Raw genomic sequence first — 16,085 nt, forward strand, 5'->3', positions numbered from 1 at the left:
GCCGCCGGCGCGCCGCCCGCCGCCGCTGCTGGGACCAGTCCGGCGGCGGCCAGCGGGAACGCGGCCGCGAAGGCCACGGCCGCACCCGCCAGGGCGCGCACGCCCCGCCCCTCCCAGCCGGGCCCGTACGCCGTGGCGGCGCCCGCCTCCAGTTCCGCGGCGAACGCGGCGGCACCGGGCGGCCGGTCGTCCGGGGACTTGGCCATCCCGCCGGCGACCAGGTCGCGCAGCCCCTCCGGGACGCGTACCGCCGGGACGGCGCCGCGCAGATGGCCGGCCCGCAGCGCCGCCAGGTCCCCGGAGAACGGCCGGGCGCCGGTGACGCACTCGAAGAACACGCAGGTCGCTGCGTACACGTCGGTGGCCGGCGAGGCGGGCCGCCGCTCCCACTGCTCCGGAGCCATGTAGGCGGGCGTCCCGGACCCGGCGCCGTCCCCGGCGGCGGTCGCGATCCCGAAGTCGATCAGCTTGCTCAGCCCGTCCGCCCGGACGACGACGTTGGCGGGCTTGTAGTCGCGGTGCACCACGCCCGCCGCGTGGGCGGCGGCGAGCCCGCGCAGGGACCCCTTCAGCACGGTGAGCGCCGCCTCAGGCTCCAGCGCCCCGTGCTCGGCCAGGATCCGCTTGAGCGGGACCCCGTCCACCGCCTCCATCACGAGCGCCGCGCCGCGCTCGGCGCTGACGAACCGGTAGAGCCGGACGACGTGCGGGTCGTCCACGCGCCCGAGCATCACCGCCTCGGCGCGCAGCCGCTCGATCGCCTCCTCGTCCCCGTCCCGGCGGACCAGGTACTTGATCGCCACCGGCGCGCCCGCGGTGGCGTGCCGCGCCAGCACGACCCGGCCCTGCGCGCCCGCGCCGAGCTCCCGCACCTCGGTGAAGCCCTCGACACGCCAAGGCGGCGTCCCGGCCTCGGACGGCGGCTCAACGGACGGCGGCTCAGCGGACGGCGGCTCGGCCTCGGACGGTTCGGCGCCGGACGGCACGGCCCCGGACGGTTCGATCATGCCCATCAATGTGCGGCACGGCGCGGCGCCCGGGCAACCGGTGATCGTCCGCGGCCCGCACTGACCGGATGTGGCCGCCCCCGGGCCGCCCGGCGCCGGTCCGTCCGGGCGCGTTCCAGGCCGCGGATCGGCGCTGGCGAGCGGGGAGGGAATAGACGAAAACGCGGAAACGTTAGGTCATGTGATCGGCTATTGGTGTATGCAACCGACGGTCGGTACACTGCGTGGCGGAGTGTGACCGCACGCAGCCACAGCGAGTGACTGCTTTCAACCCCTGACTGCGGTCGCCGAGACATTTTGATCAACGGCTGGTCCCTCCCGCGCGAGCGCGCGGCCACAGGAAGCGATCGGCGGGCGCGCCAGGACGGCGAAGCCCTGCCGGCGGCCCCTGTGACCTCGATCGACGGCGCCCCTGACGGGCCCGCCCGCCGGCATCCGGCCGACGCGGGCGACGAGCCGCGCCGCACCGGGGAGCGAGGACCCCGCATATTGGAGGCTGAAAGCCCTGACTACCTTTCGTGAACTCGGGGTCGTACCCGAGATAGCAGATGCCCTGCAGGCCGAGGGCATCGTCGAAGCGTTCCCCATCCAGGAGCTCGCCCTGCCGATCGCGCTGGGCGGCCACGACATCATCGGCCAGGCCCGCACGGGCACCGGCAAGACGCTGGCGTTCGGCGCCGCGCTGCTGCAGCGCATCGAGCACGGCGGCAAGAAGCCGCAGGCGCTCGTCGTCGCGCCGACCCGCGAGCTGGCCCTCCAGGTCACCGACGACCTGCTGGTCGCCGGCGGCAAGCTCGGCACCCGCGTGCTGTCGGTGTACGGCGGCCGGGCCTACGAACCGCAGATCGACGCGCTGCGCGAGGGCGTGGACGTCGTCGTCGGCACCCCGGGCCGGCTGCTCGACCTGGTCAAGCAGAAGCACCTGGACCTGTCGCACGTCGCCATCCTGGTGCTGGACGAGGCCGACCGCATGCTCGACCTCGGGTTCCTGCCCGACATCGAGCGGATCATCGACCGGATCCCCGCGCAGCGGCAGACGATGATGTTCTCGGCGACCATGCCGGGCGAGATCGTCGCGCTGTCGCGCCGCTACCTGACCCGGCCCACGAACGTGCGGGCCGAGTCGCACGCGGAGTCCGACGCGACGCCGCAGGTCGTCCAGCACGTCTTCCAGGCCCACCAGATGGACAAGCCGGAGATGCTGGCGCGGCTGCTGCAGGCCGAGGGCCGCGGGCTGACGATGATCTTCTGCCAGACCAAGCGGGCCTGCGACCGGGTCGCCGCCGACCTGGTCCAGCGCGGCTTCGACGCCGCGGCCGTGCACGGCGACCTCGGGCAGAGCCAGCGGGAGCGGGCGCTGCGCGCGTTCCGCAACGGCAAGATCGGCATGCTGGTGGCCACCGACGTGGCGGCCCGCGGGCTCGACGTCGACGACGTCACCCACGTGGTCAACTACGAGTGCCCCGACAGCGCCGACACCTACGTGCACCGCATCGGCCGCACCGGCCGCGCGGGCAAGGAGGGCGTCGCCGTCACGTTCGTCGACTGGTCCGACCTCACCCGCTGGAAGCTGATCAACGGCACGCTCGACCTGCCGTTCGCGGCCCTGGAGGAGACCTACTCCACCTCCCCGCACTTCTTCGCGGCGCTCGGCATCCCCGAGGGCACGAAGGGCACCCTGCCCAAGGAGCACCGCCACGAGCGGGCCGGGCTGGACGCCGAGGAGCTGGAGGACATCGGCGAGACCGGCAAGACCCGCAGCAACACGCGGGGCCGCGACCGCGACCGGGACGACGACCGCGAGCCTCCGCGCCCGCGCCGCCGCAACCGGGCCCGGACCCGCACCCGCGGCGGCAAGCCGGTCGAGGGCGTCTCGGCCGGCCAGGCGGCCGAGACCGGCGACGCCCCGGGCGAGGGCGCCGGCACCGTGGCCGACGCCGTGGCCACCGAGCGCAAGCGGAGCCGGCCCCGGCGCCGCACCCGCGCCGGCAAGCCCGCCGCCGACACCACCGAGGCGCCGCAGAGCGCCTGACGACCACGCCGACCGCGAGACACGGCCCGCCCGTGCTCTCGCGGTCGTCAGTGCTTTCCGGGGGTCCTCAGCGCTCTCCCCGGTCGTCAGTGCGCGTCGCGCATGCTGAGGGCCGTGCCGGGGTGGTCGGTGACCAGGACCGCGACGCGGGGGTCGCCGAGGAACCGGCGCATCAGCGGCTGGGCGTTGACCGTCCAGATCATGGCGGGGATCCCGGCGCGCCCGCACTGGCGCAGCACGCCGACGCGGGCGAGCCGGTGGTTCAGCGCCACCATGTCGGCGCCGGCCCGGCGGATCAGCCGCAGCGGCATGAAGTCGCGCGCGACGCCCGGCTCCCACAGGTTGCGGCCCACCGACAGGGCCGTCCTGGCCTGCGGGAAGCGCTTCTTGATCTGGACCAGCGAGGACACCTCGCGGGTCGTCACGACGAACCGGCCGGGCCCGAACGCCTCCATCGCCAGCGCGACGGTCTCGTGCTCGCAGCCGCGCTCCTTGAGGTCCAGGTGACCTTGCGCGCGGGAGGCGATGACGTCCATCGCCTCGTCCACCAGCGGCAGCGGCCGGGGTGACAGTTCCTTCGCCCGCCGGTAAGACAGCCGTGCCAGCGGCAGGCCGCCGATCTCCCGGTCGTGGTGGACGACGAGCCGCCCGTCCCCGGTGCGCCGGACGTCGATCTCCACGTACTCGGCCCCGGAGTCGACCGCGTCACGCAGGCCCGCCAGGCCCGCCTCGTCCCGCCGATGCGCCGAGATCGCCGGCTTCGCTCGCACGCTGCGACGCTATCACCGCGCGGTTTCGCGCCGGTGGCCGGCGGATGCCCGTTTAGTATGGTTGCACTCCGTGAGTACGCCCCGGTTCCTGACCCTGCCCCCCGGCGTGAGCCGGACGACCGTCGAGACCTCGCGCGGCCCGTTCGCCGCGCTGGAGGCGCTCCCGGGGTCGCGGGTGCCCGAGCGCTGTCCCGCCCTCCTCGTGCCGGGCCTCACCGGCAGCAAGGAGGACTTCCTCGCGGTGCTCCAGACGCTCGCCGCGTCCGGCCGCCGGGTGCTGGCGATCGACATGCGCGGCCAGCACCAGACGCCGGGCCCGGACGATCCGGACGCCTACGGCCGCGCGGCGCTCGGCGACGACGTCGCCGCGCTGCTGGAGGCGCTCGGCCCCGATCCGGTGCACCTGGTCGGGCACTCGTTCGGCGGCCTGGTGGCGCGGGAGGCGGTGCTGGCCGACCCGGTGCGCCCGGCGTCGCTGACCCTGATGAGCTCGGGGCCGTCCGCCGTCACCGGCCATGCCGCCGACAAGGCGCGGGCGCTGAAGGACGCGATCCCCGAGCTGGGCATGGCCGCGATCTGGAGCGTCGGCATGGAGCCGGACTACGTCGCGGGCGGCGTCCAGGCCGAGATCCTGGAGTTCCTCAAGGACCGGACGCTGGGCAACTCCGAGGCCGGGCTGATCGGCATGTCCCGCGAGATCCTCTCCGCCCCCGACCGCGTCGACGAGCTGGCCAAGCACTGCGGCGACACGGGCCTGCGCACGCTCGTCCTGTACGGCGAGGACGACGACGTGTGGGCGCCGCACGCCCAGGCGGAGATGGCGGAACGGCTCAACGCGGCGAAGGTCGTGATCCCGAGCGCGGCGCACTCCCCCGCGTGGGACGCGCCGGAGACGACCGCCACCGCCCTCACCGACTTCTGGAACCAGTCCGAGCACACGCTGAAATGATCTCGCCCGGACCGCCCCAGCAGGCGGCCCCGGTGAGCTGATCATCGACTGGCGGGCCAGCACAACCGTCCGGGGGTATGGGTCGTCACGGACGGCGACCGGGAAAACCCGCACCGGAACCGGCCGGCTCCAACGCTTGGAGGCATGCCGGTCGACTACCGAGCCCCGAACATCAACGCGCGCAGCCTCGGGCAGCAGCTGCGCGGGATCCGGGAACTCCTCGAGGAGAAAGCCCTCACCCCCGCCGCCTCCCGCGCCTTCCTCGAGACCGTCCGGAATTAGCCGTTTAGCCGTAATGCCCGATTGGCGCCCCAGTCGAGCGGCTGCGAAAACCCGGCAATGACAAAAGCGGCGGCAAATTCGGCCGAACACACGAAGGTCCTTCCCATGTTTGTTCCTCCGGCCTGACGGAATGATCAGCGCGGTTCCCGCGAGCGCAACGCCGCGGAGCCGGAGCCGCGGAACGCATCGCGGCGTGCAGATCAGCCAGAAACGGAGAAAAATAGAATGAGATGGACTACCGCGGGTTCGGCCGGCGTCGTCGCCGTGCTGGCCGGGCTCGCCCCCTTCGCATCCGCGGGCCAGGCAATGGCGCAGGACGGCAGCGCGTCCGGGCACCGGCCCCGCACTCATGTGGTGCGTCCGGGACACTCGATCCAGGCGGCCGTCGACCGGGCCAGGCCCGGCGACACCGTCCGGCTCCTCCGCGGCACCTATGACGGGGGCGTCCTCGTCAAGAAGCGCCTCACCATCCGCGGGGCCGGCGACAAGACCGTGCTGCGGCCCGGCGGCAAAGACCACTGCGCCGCCGTCCAGTGGGCCGGCACCGGCATCTGCGTCGTCGGCCGCGCCGGCCACCCCGTCAAGGGCGTCACGATCAAGAACCTGACCGTGCGCAAATTCGCGAAGAACGGGGTCTTCGGCCACTTCACCGACCGCCTCACCGTCGAACACGTCCTGGCCGCGAACAACGGCGAGTACGGAATCTCGGAATTCAATTCGACCCGCGGACGGTTCGCCCACGACTGGGCCGTCGACAACGGCGACGAGGCCGGCTTCTATGTCGGGGACATCGCCAACGCGCATGGGACGGTCGTCACCGGCAACCGGGCCACCGGAAACGCCATCGGCCTGCTCGTCCGGCACGCCCGCAACGTCAAGGCATGGGACAACTCCCTCATCGGCAACTGCGTCGGCGTCGCCCTCGTCGACGACAGCCAGAAGGGCGGCCAGGGCAACACCAAGCTGTGGAAGAACAACGTCTCGAAGAACAACCGGACGTGCGCCGCGCACGAGGAGGTCCCGCCGCTCGGCGGCACCGGCGTCCTGTTCTTCGGCGGCGACCACAACGTCGTCGATAAGAACGTCGTCAAGGGCAACCGGGGGAAGCTGCCGTACTCCGGCGGCATCGTGCTCTTCCGCGGGACGCCGCCGCTGAACCGGCCCGCCCACCACAACCTCGTCCAGTTCAACGTCGTCCGCGGCAACGCACCGTTCGACCTGGTCGACAACAGCGGCAGCAAGACCAACCGATTCCGCCGCAACCTCTGCAGCACCTCGAACCCGGCCGGCCTCTGCTGACCTGACCGACCACCCGCACCACAACCGGCCGCACCGGCCACCCCCGACCGGTGCGGCCGCACCCCTGAGGGGCCACTGGGGAACGGACCGACGGGCGGTCATACTCGGGGGATGGGGAAGAGTTATGAGGGTATTGAGGGTCGGTTGCGGGAGTTCATTGAGGCGCAGCGGGTCTTCTTCACCGCTACGGCGCCGTTGGACGGGGACGGGACCGTCAACCTTTCGCCGAAGGGGCTGACCGGGTCGTTCGCGGTGCTCGACGAGCGGACGGTGGCGTACCTGGATTTCGCGGGGAGCAACGCCGAGACGATCGCCCATCTGCGGGAGAACGGCCGGATCACGTTGATGTGGTGCGCGTTCGACGGGCCGCCGAACATCGTGCGGGTGCACGGGCGGGGCGAGCCGGTGTTCCGGGACGATCCGCGGTGGGGCGAGCTGATGCGCCATTTCCCGGACATCGATGTCACCTCGCACGGGCTGCGGGCGATCATCGTGGTGACCGCGGAGAAGATCCGCGACACCTGCGGGTACGCCGTGCCGTTCATGAGCTACGAGGGTGACCGGCCGCTGCACGGGTCGCGGTTCGCGCGCGAGACCGACGATTCGCTCGACGCGTACTTCCACAAGAAGGAGCACGTCGCGACCAGCATCGACGGGCTGCCGGGGCTTCCCCTGCCGCTGCCGCCGCTTCCTGAGGACGCGTGACCCCGCCCGGACGGGGCGTCTCACGGGCGGTGGAAGGGTTCGGTGACGGCGGCCGTGGCCAGTAGGGCCGTGAGGTCGGTCTGAAGGCCCTCCCCCATGTCCTGCACCACCTTCGTGCCGAGGTAGCGGTAGGAACCGGGGGCCAGGATGATCTCCACGCGGACCGGGCTCGCCGCGTCGCCGAAGGACCGGGCCAACGCGATCCCCGGCCGTCCGAGCGCGTCCTTCTCGCCGCGGACGGCGTCGACGCCGGGGATCGTCGCGAGCGTCTGGAACAGCGCGGCCCGCAGCTCGGGCGGGATCGTCATGCGCAGCAGGCGGCCGATGCGCTCGAAGACGAGCTGGTCGCGCGGCCCCGTGTTGTCCCGGTTCTGGCCCCTGCCGTGGGCGGCGTCGGAGTACAGCCGCTCGCGGAGCGCGGACGGGTCGGTCGGCAGGGTGCGGACGTCGGCGTGCGGGCGCCGGTCGTCGTGGCCGGGTTCGAGGGTCGGAGCCCAGTGCGCCGGGTCCTTGGGATCGCAGCGGCCGCCGGGCGGCTCCGCGCCCGTGCCGGAGGCCACGACCGAGCCGTCCCGCCGGAGCCAGGTCTCCTTGCACTGTCTGTCGTCCACCCCGGGGTGGACGACCAGCTCCCTCGTGTAGCTGTACGCGCCCGTCCTGATCGGCGGCGCACTGCGGGCGGTCGCCGCGGCGTCGCGCAGCACCTCCGCTGCGGCGATCGTCCCCGCCCCGTGGCCCTCCGGCGCCACCACCTGCGCCACCGTGATCGCGACGGCGGCGGCCAGTGCGGCGGTTCCGGCGAGGAGGCCCATGGCGGCCGGCTTCGGGAGGCGCCACCGCGGGCGGGCGGGACGCGCGGCGGCGGTGAGCCGGTCGCGGCCCGTGCGCAGCGCGGCGTCGGTGGGCGGCGGGACGTCGGGCCCGGCCTCGCGCAGCATCGCCATCTCATCCATCGATGTCCTCCTCGGTGGGGTCGGGGCCGCCGAGCGCCGCGCGGAGCCGGGCTCGGCCGCGCGACAGCCGGGACCGGACGGTGCCCACGGGGATCTCCAATGCCGCGGCCACCTCCTCGTAGCTCAGGTCGGCCCAGGCCACCAGGAGCAGCGGCTCCCGGTAGGCCTTGGGCAGGTCGGCGAGCGCCCGGGCGAGCGGGCCGCGCAGCGCCTGCGCGCTCACCCGCGCCTCGCTGTCGACGGGCTCGGCGGCCGTCTCGCCGCCGAGCCGTTCCAGCAGCAGGTACCGGGCCGTCTCGGCCTTGCGGTGCCGGGCGACGAGCCGCGTCGCGATCCCGTACAGCCAGGGCCGGGCGTCGGGGCGGGCCAGGTCGTAGCGCCGCCGTTTGCGGAAGGCGATCAGGAACGTCTCGGCCATCAGGTCGTCGGCCGTGTCGGGTCCGAGACGGCGCGCGACGTACCGGTGGATCGCGGGCGCGTGCCGGTCGTACACCGCGGTGAACGCGTCCGGTTCCGCGAGGGATCTGCGGATCAGCTCGGCGTCGCCCTGCGCCGCCGCGGCCTGAGGGCCCGGTCGCGCCCGGATACCGATCACCACGCGACCGGCTGTGCGGACGGCTCTGTCATCGGGGGCCTCCCATGGATCACGGTGTGCCTACACCGGTTATCCCTTGGACGCCCTCTTCGGGTTCCCGCGGACGGTTCAGCCGAGGTCGGCGAGGTCCTCGGGGGTGAGGTGGAGGTCGGCGGCGGCGCAGTTCTCCTCCAGGTGGGCCGGGGAGCCGGTGCCGGGAATGAGGAGAATGTTCGGGGACCGGGCCAGCAGCCAGGCGAGGGCGACCTGCGGGACCGTCGCCCCGTGGCGGGCGGCGACGGTGTTCAGGCGGTCCGCGGTGAGCGGCTGGAAGCCGCCGACCGGGAAGTACGGCACGTAGGCGATGCCCGCCTCGGCGCACGCGTCCACGAGGGGGTCGTCGTCGCGCTGCGCGACGTTGTAGAGGTTCTGGACGCAGGCGATCGGCGCGACCTTGCGGGCCTCGGCGAACTCGGCGGCCGAGACGTTGGAGACGCCGATGTGGTGGATCAGGCCCTCGTCGCGGAGGGAGAGGAGGGTCTCCAACGGCCCGGCGATGGGAGTGCGGGTGTCCGCGAGTTCGCCCATGCGCAGGTTCACCGCGTCCAGGCGGTCCACGCCGAGCGAGCGGAGGTTCGCCTCGACGCCGCGGCGCAGGCCGTCGGGGGTGAGGCCGGTCTGCTCGGGCCCGGTCAGGTGGATGTCGGAGCCCTCGATCAGCGCGCCGACCTTGGTGACGATGACGAGGTCGTCCGGGTAGGGGGACAGCGCTTCGCGGATCAGCTCGTTGGCCGCCACGCCGTCCTGCGCGTAGTAGTGCGAGGTGTCGATGTGGTTCACGCCGAGTTCGACGGCGCGGCGCAGCACGGTCAGGGCCGTGTAGCGGTCGGGACGGGGACCGCCCGGCCAGCCGGACAGCTTCATCGCGCCGTACCCGATCCTCGCGACCTCCAGGTCGCCGCCCAGTGCCCACCGCTCCGTCATGATCACAGCGTAGCCGCCGGGGTCTCACGGCCAGCGGTAGGCGGCGCCCTGGGCGGGGACGTGGTGCGGGAGGTAGCACTTGGTCGTGACGTGCTCGTCCTTGCAGTCGAGGCACAGGTAGGTGCGGTGGCCGCGCAGCCCGCGGGCGCGGCCGCCGCAGGGCGGGCAGACGCACGGGGACCAGCCGACGATGACACGGCCGGGGACGAGGCGGTGGCCGCGGGGGCACAGGAACGGGACATGCACGACTCGAACATACTATCGACTGACTTGGAGGATAAGGTCAGGCCGGTGAGCGCGCTGGATCCCGACGTCGTGAGGCGTGCGCAACGCGGTGACCTGATGGCGCTGAACGAGGTGCTGGAGGCGCTCACCCCGTACGTGCGCCGGCTCTGCGGGCCGATCGCGCTGCAGGACGCGCCGGACGCCGCCCAGGAGACGCTCATCGTGGTCATGCGCGAGCTGAAGGGCCTGCGCGACCCGGAAGCGCTCTTCGGCTGGGTGCGGGTCATCGCCGTCCGGGAAGCGGTGCGGGTGGCCAAACGGTCGTCCCGGACGGTCCCCGCCGAGCCGGCCGACGTGCCCGCGCCCGGCGACCCGTCGCTGGCCGCCGACGTCCGCGACGTGCTCGACCGGCTGTCCCCCGAGCACCGCGCCGTGCTGACGCTGCGCGACCTGGAGGGACTGGACGAGGAGACCGCGGCGCGGATGCTGCGGGTCCCGGCCGGGACGGTCCGGAGCCGGCTGTTCCGGGCGCGGGCGCGCTTCCGGCTGAGCTGGCGCGACGAAGGGAGCCCATCGTGACCTGGCCCGTCGGAGAGCTGGACGACGTGCGCCGGCTCCGCGCGCTGGCCGCCGCGTTCCCCGGCGCCCTGGTGGAGGAGGCGGTGCTGCCGGCCGCGTTCGAGGACGTGTGGACGGTGCTGGGCGACCCGGAACGCGGCTTCCCCGGCCTGGTGCCCGACGTCCGGTCCCTGCGCGTCACCGAACGCGAGGGCGAGCGGATGCGGGCACTGGTCCGCGGCCGGTCCGGCCTGCGCGGCCGGTTCGACATGGTGCTGCGTCCCGGCTGGTGCCTGATGCAGAGCCGGCTGCTGGTGTTCGGCATGGCCGCCGTCCCGGCCGGGGACGCCACCCGCTTCGCCTACATGGCCGGGGTCCGCGCCCCGGGCATGCGCATCGCGGGCCCGCCGCTGCGGCGGCTGCTCGGACCCGTCGTCCTGCGCCGGTTCGTCAGGCGGTTCACGCCGCCGGAGTGACGCATGTCACGGGAGTGCCACGGCCGGCTCGGTGCCTCTTCCAGGCATGGAAACCTACGAAACGGCCGCCGTCCTGACGGCCGCGGTCCTCGTCCTCGACGCGCTGCTGCACGCGTACTGGATGACCGGCCGCACCTGGCCCGCACGCGACGTGACCGCCCTGTCCCGCGGCCTGCTGAACGCGGACGTCCCCTTCACACCGCGCGTCCTGGCCCCGCTCGTCCTGATCCTTTCGGTTGGGGCGGTCGCCGTGCTGGCCCGGGCCCACGTGATCCTGCCCGGCCTGCCGGGCTGGCTCCCCGCGGCCGGGACCGCCGCCGTCGCCGCCGGACTCGGCCTGCGCACCGGCGCGGGCGTCGTCTGGGCCCTCGGCGTCGGCGCCCGCAGAGACTCCGTCTTCTACAAGCTCAACCTGGCCGTCTACACCCCGGTGTGCATCGTGCTGACCGCCGCGACCCTGCGCGTGGCCCTGGCCTGACGCCCCCGGGTCGGGCGAGGCCGGGTCAGGCGAGGCCGGCGTCGTGGGCGAGCAGGGCGATCTGGGTGCGGTTGTCCAGGCTCAGCTTGGTGAAGATGCTGGACACGTGGGCCTTGACGGTCGCCACGCTCATGAACAGCTCGGCGCCGATCTCGGCGTTGGAGCGGCCCGCGCCGATCGCGGCGACCACGTCGTTCTCGCGCGGGCTGAGCCTGGCGAGCGCCGCGCGGGCCCGCTCGTAGGCGCCGGCCTGGGTCGCGGCGCGCTCCATCAGGCGGCGGGTGATCCGCGGCGACAGGATCGGGTCGCCGGCCGCGACGTGGCGGACGGCGTCGACGATCTGCGCGGGCGGGGTGTCCTTCAGCAGGAACCCGCTCGCGCCGGCGCGCAGCGCGTGCAGGATGTTCTCGTCGGTGTCGAACGTCGTGAGGACGATGACCTCCGGCGCCGGGTCGCGGCGGCGCAGAGCGCGGGTGGCGGCGATGCCGTCCACCCGCGGCATCCGCAGATCCATCAGCACGACGTCGGGCGCGTGCCGGTCGGCGGCCTCGGGCACCTCGCCACCGTCCGCCGCCTCCCCGACGACCGAGATCCCGTGGATGCCGTCCAGCATCATCGACAGGCCGGCGCGGACGAGCGCGTCGTCGTCCACGATCAGCACGCGCAGGGGGCGGTCCCCCGCGTCCCCGGAAGGCGTCACGCCGGCCATGGTAACCAGGCGTGCAGCCGGAACTCGCCGGCCGTGACCTCGTGGTCCAGCCGGCCGCCCGCCAGCTGCACCCGCTCGGTCAGCCCGACCAGGCCGGTCCCGCTGCCGGGGGCGAGCGGGGCGGTGCCGTCCGGCGGCAGCGGGTTGCGGATGTCGATCACCAGCCGGGTGCCGGGGCGGCCCTCGATCGCCACCCGCACCGGACGGCCCGCCGCGTGCTTGCGGGCGTTCGTCAGCCCCTCCTGCACGACCCGGTACGCGGTGCGCCCGGCGGCGGCGGGCAGCGCGGCGGGCTCGACCACCGCGTCCCGCAGCTGCACGCTGCCGCCCGCGTCGCGGGACTCGGCCACCAGGTCCGGCAGGTCGGTGAGGACGGGCTGCGGGCGGTCGTCGTCGGCGCCGTCCTCGTCCCGCAGCACGCTGATCACCTCGCGGAGCTCGTCGAGGGCCTGGTGCACCCCGGCGCGGACGACGCCGGCGGCCTGCGCGAGCTTCTCCGGCGGCGCGTCCGGGCGGTACTCCAGCGCGCCCGCGTAGGTGGCCAGCAGCGACAGCCGGTGCGCGAGGACGTCGTGCATCTCGCGGGCGATCCGGGTGCGCTCCAGCATCCGCGCCTCGGCGACGCGGCGGCCCTGCTCGGCCTCGGCGCGGCGGGCCCGCTCGCGCAGCGACGCCAGCAGCGCGCGGCGCGCCTGCGTCAGCGCGCCCCAGCCGACCAGCGCGGCGTAGGCGAGGCCCACCAGCCCCAGCCACCATCCGTAGGAGATGCCGGACATGGGCTGCCACAGCCCCTGCACCGCGTGCGCCGCGACCCCCGCGGCGCCGACCGCGACCGCGACCGGGAACCGGCGCCGTTGCGCGACGTGCAACGCGCCGAAGGTGGCCGCCGGCGTCGCCACCGGGGACAGCGCCGCCAGCACGCTCAACACGAGCGTCCCGGCCACCGGACGCCACATCACGAGCGGCGCCAGAAGGCACGACAGCACCCCGAGCGCGATGTCGAACAGGAGCGGCGCGGTGTGGTCCGCCGCCCGGCCCCAGACCGTCATCGTGCCGAGCGCCCCCATACCGGCGATCACCACGGCGACGGCCACGGCGATGCGCGGAGGGCGCCCGTCCACCTCGCAGGCGTACTCGCTGTTCACGGGGTCAGCGTAAGGCGGGACGCGCCGGCGGCGACACCGACCGAAGTCGGGGGTGCCCCGGCCCCCGGGCGGACCCGGCGCAGCCGCGGGCCCGATGCGCCGCGCCCCGCCGGGCGGCGATCGTGGCGGCATGAACGAGATCACCGGAACCCGCCCCGTCCCCGCCGGCACCGCCGTCCGGCGCGCCCTCACCGTGCTCGCCGCGGCCGCCGCCGCGCTGCTGGTCTGGGTGGTCGCCGACCCGATCGGCGGGGCCGGCATGCACGCCCGCGGACAGCACGTCGGCCCGGCCGCCGTGCTGGTGTCCACGCTGCTGATCGGGCTGGCCGGCTGGGGGCTGCTGGCCGTCATGGAGCGCCGCGCGAAGCGCCCCGGCCGCACCTGGGGCATCACCGCCGGCATCGTCCTCGGCCTGTCGATGACCGGCCCGATGGACTCCGAAGGCGCGGGCACCTACGCCGCGCTGACCGCGATGCACCTGGTCGTCGGCGCCGTCCTGATCGCGGGCCTGGGCCGCACCGCCGCCCGCGTCCGCAGCTAGGTGACGGGCTTCGTCGTGTAGCAGTAGTTCGACTTGCTCTTGAAGTAGTGCTTGGCGCGGGAGTCGTTGTACCGCCACCGGCATCCCGCGTCGAGCTGCGCCTTCGACATCAGCTGCGGATCGCGCTTGTGCGCCACGCAGTACGCGCCCGGCGTGGGCGTGTCCCGGTACTCCTCCCACTCCCAGCCGAGCTTCGCGCAGTACGCCGAGAAATGGCCGGGCCCGAGTTCGACCCGCTTGTACGACGGTTGCGCGGACGGTCCGCCCGACGGCTTCTTCGACGCCGACGGCCGCGAACGCGTCGCGCTCGTGCTCGGGCTCGCACTGGCGCCGGGGCTCGCCGGACTCGCGCTGCCACTACCCGGTGCGCGCCCCGCCTCCCCCGCCGATCCGGGACCGGCCGCGGCGCCCGCCGATCCCTGCGGCGTCGCGCTCGCCGCCCCGCCGCCCGTGTCGCCGTCCGCCATCTGCATCACCACGAACACGGCGGCGCCCGCGACGACGGCGGCGCCGGCCCCCACCAGGACGCCCGCCCGCCGCCGGTTGCGCCGCCGCTCGTTCGGGACGGTCGACGCGTCCGCCGCGGGCACGGCCTGGACCGGCCCACCGGACGCCGGGCCGGTCGACAACGAAGCGGGCGGCGGGACGAGCCCGGGCGCGGGCATGCCGCCCGGCGCCGTCTGCTGCGAGCGGCGGACGAGCCGGTCCAGCACGTTCTGCGCGGACGGGCGGCGGGCCGGGTCCTTGTCGAGGCATTCGGCGAGCAGCCCGCGCAGCGGCTCCTCCAGCCCGTCGAGGCACGGCGGCTCGTGCGCGATCCGGTTCATCACGATCGGGATGGACTCGTTCCCGAACGGCGGACGGCCCGTCGCGGCGAACACCATGGTCGACGCCCACGCGAACACGTCCACGGCCGGGCCGAGCTCCCCCGGCTGGAGCTGCTCGGGCGCCATGTACGCGGGGGTGCCGACGGCGCGGCTGACCACGGTCTGCGCGCCCGACAGTGCCCGCGAGATGCCGAAGTCGATGACGCGCGGGCCGTCCCCGGCGAGCAGCACGTTGTGCGGCTTGAAGTCGCGGTGCACCACCCCGGCGTCGTGCAGCGCGACCAGAGCCGTCGCCGTCACGATGGCGAGCCGGTCCAGCGCGCTGCCCGACCGCGGCCCGCCCTCCCGGACGACACTGCTCAGCGGTGGCCCGTCGACGTACTCGCTGACGATGTAGCGGCGGGTGCCGAACGCGCCGGAGTCCAGCACCTGGGCCGTGCAGAACCGGGCGACCTGCTTGGCGGCTTCCAGCTCGCGAGCGAAGGTGTCCAGCGCGCCCGGGTCGCCGGTCAGCTGCGCGTGGAACAGCTTGATCGCGACGCGTTCCCCGCCGCCGTCGGGGACGGCGGCGTACACGACGCCCTGCCCGCCCTCCCCGAGCCGCCCGGTGAGCCGATAGCCGCCGAGCCGTTGCGGGTCGGTGGGTTCGAGGGACTGGAGGTCCGGCACACCCGCACTATAACGACGGCCACGCCGGGTTTTCCGGGGGTTGACAACGCCTGTCCGGCTGTCCCGGTGCGGCCCCGGCTCGCACCCGACGAGGGGGGTCAGTGGTCCCGGTGGGTGAGCAGGTGCGCCACCGCCCGCAGCTCCGCCGCGGCGGCCGGGACGGGATCGGCGGCGTCCAGCTCGGCGAGGGCGCTCGCGACCAGTGCGTCCGCCTCCGCCGCCGCCCAGTCCCGGCCGCCGGCCGCCTCGATCAGCGCGGCGGCGCGGGCCGGCTCGCCGCCGCCGAGCGCGCCGGGCCGCAGGTACAGCGCCGCCAGCTCCTCCCCCGCCGGCGTGCCCGACGTCAGCGCCGCCACCACCGGCAGCGACTTCTTCCGGTTGCGCAGGTCGGAGTGGACGGGCTTGCCGGTGACGGCCGGGTCGCCCCAGATGCCGAGCAGGTCGTCCACCAGCTGGAACGCCAGCCCGAGCCGCTCGCCGAACACCCGGAACCGGGACGCGCGCCCGGCGCCGCCCCCGTACAGGGCGCCGAGCGCGCACGCGCCGCCGAGCAGCGCGCCGGTCTTCCCGCCCGCCATCGCCAGGCACTCGGCGAGCGTGACGTCGGTGCGGTCCTCGAACGAGGTGTCGGCGCTCTGCCCCTCCACCAGCTCCAGGACCGCGCGGCTGAGCACCCGGGCCGCGCCCGCCGGGTCCGGGGACGGCGCGTCCGCGAGCGCCTCGTAGGCGCCGGCGAGCAGCCCGTCCCCGGCGAGGATCGCGGCGCTGACCCCGAACACCGTCCACGCGGTGGGCCGGTGCCGGCGGGTGCGGTCGCCGTCCATGACGTCGTCGTGCAGCAGCGAGAAGTTGTGCGTCAGCTCGACCGCGACGGCGGCCGGCAGGGCGGCGGCGGCCGGCCC

General features: G+C 74.4%; 19 protein-coding genes. 9 read left to right on the forward strand and 10 right to left on the reverse strand.

Annotated elements, in window-relative coordinates:
* A partial coding sequence (locus ABD296_RS45790) for a serine/threonine-protein kinase (RefSeq protein WP_344283513.1) occupies positions 1-1,007 on the reverse strand: 1,007 nt, incomplete at its 3' end.
* Between the two features lie 541 nt (positions 1,008-1,548).
* Here ABD296_RS45790 and ABD296_RS45795 point away from each other — a divergent pair.
* Positions 1,549-3,039, forward strand: coding sequence for a DEAD/DEAH box helicase (locus ABD296_RS45795; RefSeq protein ID WP_344283564.1), 1,491 nt, complete (start codon positions 1,549-1,551; stop codon positions 3,037-3,039).
* 86 nt (positions 3,040-3,125) lie between these two features.
* On the opposite strand, the gene ABD296_RS45800 is transcribed toward ABD296_RS45795, so the two are convergent.
* A complete protein-coding gene (locus tag ABD296_RS45800; RefSeq protein WP_344283516.1) occupies positions 3,126-3,809 on the reverse strand; it encodes a glycerophosphodiester phosphodiesterase in 684 nt (227 codons plus the stop codon).
* Between the two features lie 70 nt (positions 3,810-3,879).
* On the opposite strand from ABD296_RS45800, the gene ABD296_RS45805 reads away from it, so the two are divergent.
* From ABD296_RS45805 to ABD296_RS45820, 4 genes are all read left to right on the forward strand, one after another.
* Positions 3,880-4,758 (forward strand): alpha/beta fold hydrolase, encoded by an 879-nt coding sequence (locus tag ABD296_RS45805; RefSeq protein ID WP_344283519.1) that lies wholly within the window; start codon positions 3,880-3,882, stop codon positions 4,756-4,758.
* A gap of 144 nt (positions 4,759-4,902) precedes the next feature.
* Positions 4,903-5,040, forward strand: coding sequence for a hypothetical protein (locus tag ABD296_RS45810; protein WP_344283522.1), 138 nt, complete (start codon positions 4,903-4,905; stop codon positions 5,038-5,040).
* Positions 5,041-5,265: 225 nt separating this feature from the next.
* Positions 5,266-6,339, forward strand: a complete 1,074-nt coding sequence (locus tag ABD296_RS45815; RefSeq protein ID WP_344283525.1) for a right-handed parallel beta-helix repeat-containing protein — start codon at positions 5,266-5,268, stop codon at positions 6,337-6,339.
* Positions 6,340-6,483: 144 nt separating this feature from the next.
* Positions 6,484-7,044: a pyridoxamine 5'-phosphate oxidase family protein gene (locus ABD296_RS45820; RefSeq protein WP_344283528.1), complete on the forward strand. Its 561-nt coding sequence runs from the start codon at positions 6,484-6,486 to the stop codon at positions 7,042-7,044.
* A gap of 20 nt (positions 7,045-7,064) precedes the next feature.
* Here ABD296_RS45820 and ABD296_RS45825 read toward each other — a convergent pair whose 3' ends face one another.
* The 4 genes from ABD296_RS45825 to ABD296_RS45840 form a co-directional block, all read right to left on the reverse strand.
* Positions 7,065-7,997, reverse strand: coding sequence for a CU044_5270 family protein (locus tag ABD296_RS45825; protein ID WP_344283531.1), 933 nt, complete (start codon positions 7,995-7,997; stop codon positions 7,065-7,067).
* Positions 7,990-8,595 carry an RNA polymerase sigma factor gene (locus ABD296_RS45830; RefSeq protein ID WP_344283534.1) on the reverse strand — a complete coding sequence of 202 codons (606 nt, stop codon included), beginning with the start codon at positions 8,593-8,595 and terminating at the stop codon, positions 7,990-7,992. The genes ABD296_RS45825 and ABD296_RS45830 overlap by 8 nt, the downstream gene beginning before the upstream one ends.
* Before the next feature lie 105 nt (positions 8,596-8,700).
* Positions 8,701-9,555 carry an oxidoreductase gene (locus ABD296_RS45835; protein ID WP_344283537.1) on the reverse strand — a complete coding sequence of 285 codons (855 nt, stop codon included), beginning with the start codon at positions 9,553-9,555 and terminating at the stop codon, positions 8,701-8,703.
* 24 nt (positions 9,556-9,579) lie between these two features.
* Complete coding sequence (locus ABD296_RS45840; protein WP_151546928.1) at positions 9,580-9,801, reverse strand: hypothetical protein; 222 nt, start codon at positions 9,799-9,801, stop codon at positions 9,580-9,582.
* 45 nt (positions 9,802-9,846) lie between these two features.
* On the opposite strand from ABD296_RS45840, the gene ABD296_RS45845 reads away from it, so the two are divergent.
* From ABD296_RS45845 to ABD296_RS45855, 3 genes are read left to right on the forward strand one after another with little or no spacing between them, the layout of a single operon-like run.
* Entirely contained in the window at positions 9,847-10,359 is a 513-nt protein-coding gene (locus ABD296_RS45845) for an RNA polymerase sigma factor (RefSeq protein ID WP_344283542.1), read from the forward strand.
* Complete coding sequence (locus ABD296_RS45850) at positions 10,356-10,814, forward strand: hypothetical protein (protein WP_344283545.1); 459 nt, start codon at positions 10,356-10,358, stop codon at positions 10,812-10,814. The genes ABD296_RS45845 and ABD296_RS45850 overlap by 4 nt, the downstream gene beginning before the upstream one ends.
* Positions 10,815-10,860: 46 nt before the next feature.
* The gene (locus ABD296_RS45855) at positions 10,861-11,292 is read left to right on the forward strand and encodes a DUF3995 domain-containing protein (RefSeq protein ID WP_344283548.1); all 432 of its coding nucleotides are present in this window, start codon (positions 10,861-10,863) and stop codon (positions 11,290-11,292) included.
* 25 nt (positions 11,293-11,317) lie between these two features.
* Here the strand turns inward: ABD296_RS45855 and ABD296_RS45860 are convergent, their stop codons facing one another.
* Together ABD296_RS45860 and ABD296_RS45865 are read right to left on the reverse strand one after the other, a co-directional pair.
* Positions 11,318-12,001, reverse strand: coding sequence for a response regulator transcription factor (locus ABD296_RS45860; RefSeq protein WP_344283551.1), 684 nt, complete (start codon positions 11,999-12,001; stop codon positions 11,318-11,320).
* A complete protein-coding gene (locus ABD296_RS45865; protein ID WP_344283553.1) occupies positions 11,989-13,146 on the reverse strand; it encodes a sensor histidine kinase in 1,158 nt (385 codons plus the stop codon). The genes ABD296_RS45860 and ABD296_RS45865 overlap by 13 nt, the downstream gene beginning before the upstream one ends.
* A 130-nt stretch (positions 13,147-13,276) precedes the next feature.
* On the opposite strand from ABD296_RS45865, the gene ABD296_RS45870 reads away from it, so the two are divergent.
* Positions 13,277-13,687 carry a DUF6069 family protein gene (locus ABD296_RS45870; RefSeq protein WP_344283555.1) on the forward strand — a complete coding sequence of 137 codons (411 nt, stop codon included), beginning with the start codon at positions 13,277-13,279 and terminating at the stop codon, positions 13,685-13,687.
* Here ABD296_RS45870 and ABD296_RS45875 read toward each other — a convergent pair.
* Positions 13,684-15,183 carry a serine/threonine protein kinase gene (locus ABD296_RS45875; RefSeq protein ID WP_344283558.1) on the reverse strand — a complete coding sequence of 500 codons (1,500 nt, stop codon included), beginning with the start codon at positions 15,181-15,183 and terminating at the stop codon, positions 13,684-13,686. The two genes, ABD296_RS45870 and ABD296_RS45875, sit on opposite strands and share 4 nt — an antisense overlap.
* 98 nt (positions 15,184-15,281) lie before the next feature.
* Positions 15,282-16,085 (reverse strand): polyprenyl synthetase family protein (locus ABD296_RS45880; protein WP_344283561.1); only part of this gene is annotated, 804 nt, incomplete at its 5' end.

The organism is Actinomadura napierensis (assembly GCF_039529375.1).
In the GTDB taxonomy this organism is placed as follows: domain Bacteria; phylum Actinomycetota; class Actinomycetes; order Streptosporangiales; family Streptosporangiaceae; genus Spirillospora; species Spirillospora napierensis.

What these genes read in the sequence shown, in the direction of transcription:
- ABD296_RS45815 (WP_344283525.1), top strand. Translation starts at nt 5,266, where the DNA reads ATGAGATGGACTACCGCGGGTTCGGCCGGCGTCGTCGCCGTGCTGGCC.
- ABD296_RS45835 (WP_344283537.1), bottom strand. Translation starts at nt 9,555, where the DNA reads ATGACGGAGCGGTGGGCACTGGGCGGCGACCTGGAGGTCGCGAGGATC.
- ABD296_RS45870 (WP_344283555.1), top strand. Translation starts at nt 13,277, where the DNA reads ATGAACGAGATCACCGGAACCCGCCCCGTCCCCGCCGGCACCGCCGTC.
- ABD296_RS45855 (WP_344283548.1), top strand. Translation starts at nt 10,861, where the DNA reads ATGGAAACCTACGAAACGGCCGCCGTCCTGACGGCCGCGGTCCTCGTC.
- ABD296_RS45825 (WP_344283531.1), bottom strand. Translation starts at nt 7,997, where the DNA reads ATGGATGAGATGGCGATGCTGCGCGAGGCCGGGCCCGACGTCCCGCCG.
- ABD296_RS45860 (WP_344283551.1), bottom strand. Translation starts at nt 12,001, where the DNA reads ATGGCCGGCGTGACGCCTTCCGGGGACGCGGGGGACCGCCCCCTGCGC.
- ABD296_RS45810 (WP_344283522.1), top strand. Translation starts at nt 4,903, where the DNA reads ATGCCGGTCGACTACCGAGCCCCGAACATCAACGCGCGCAGCCTCGGG.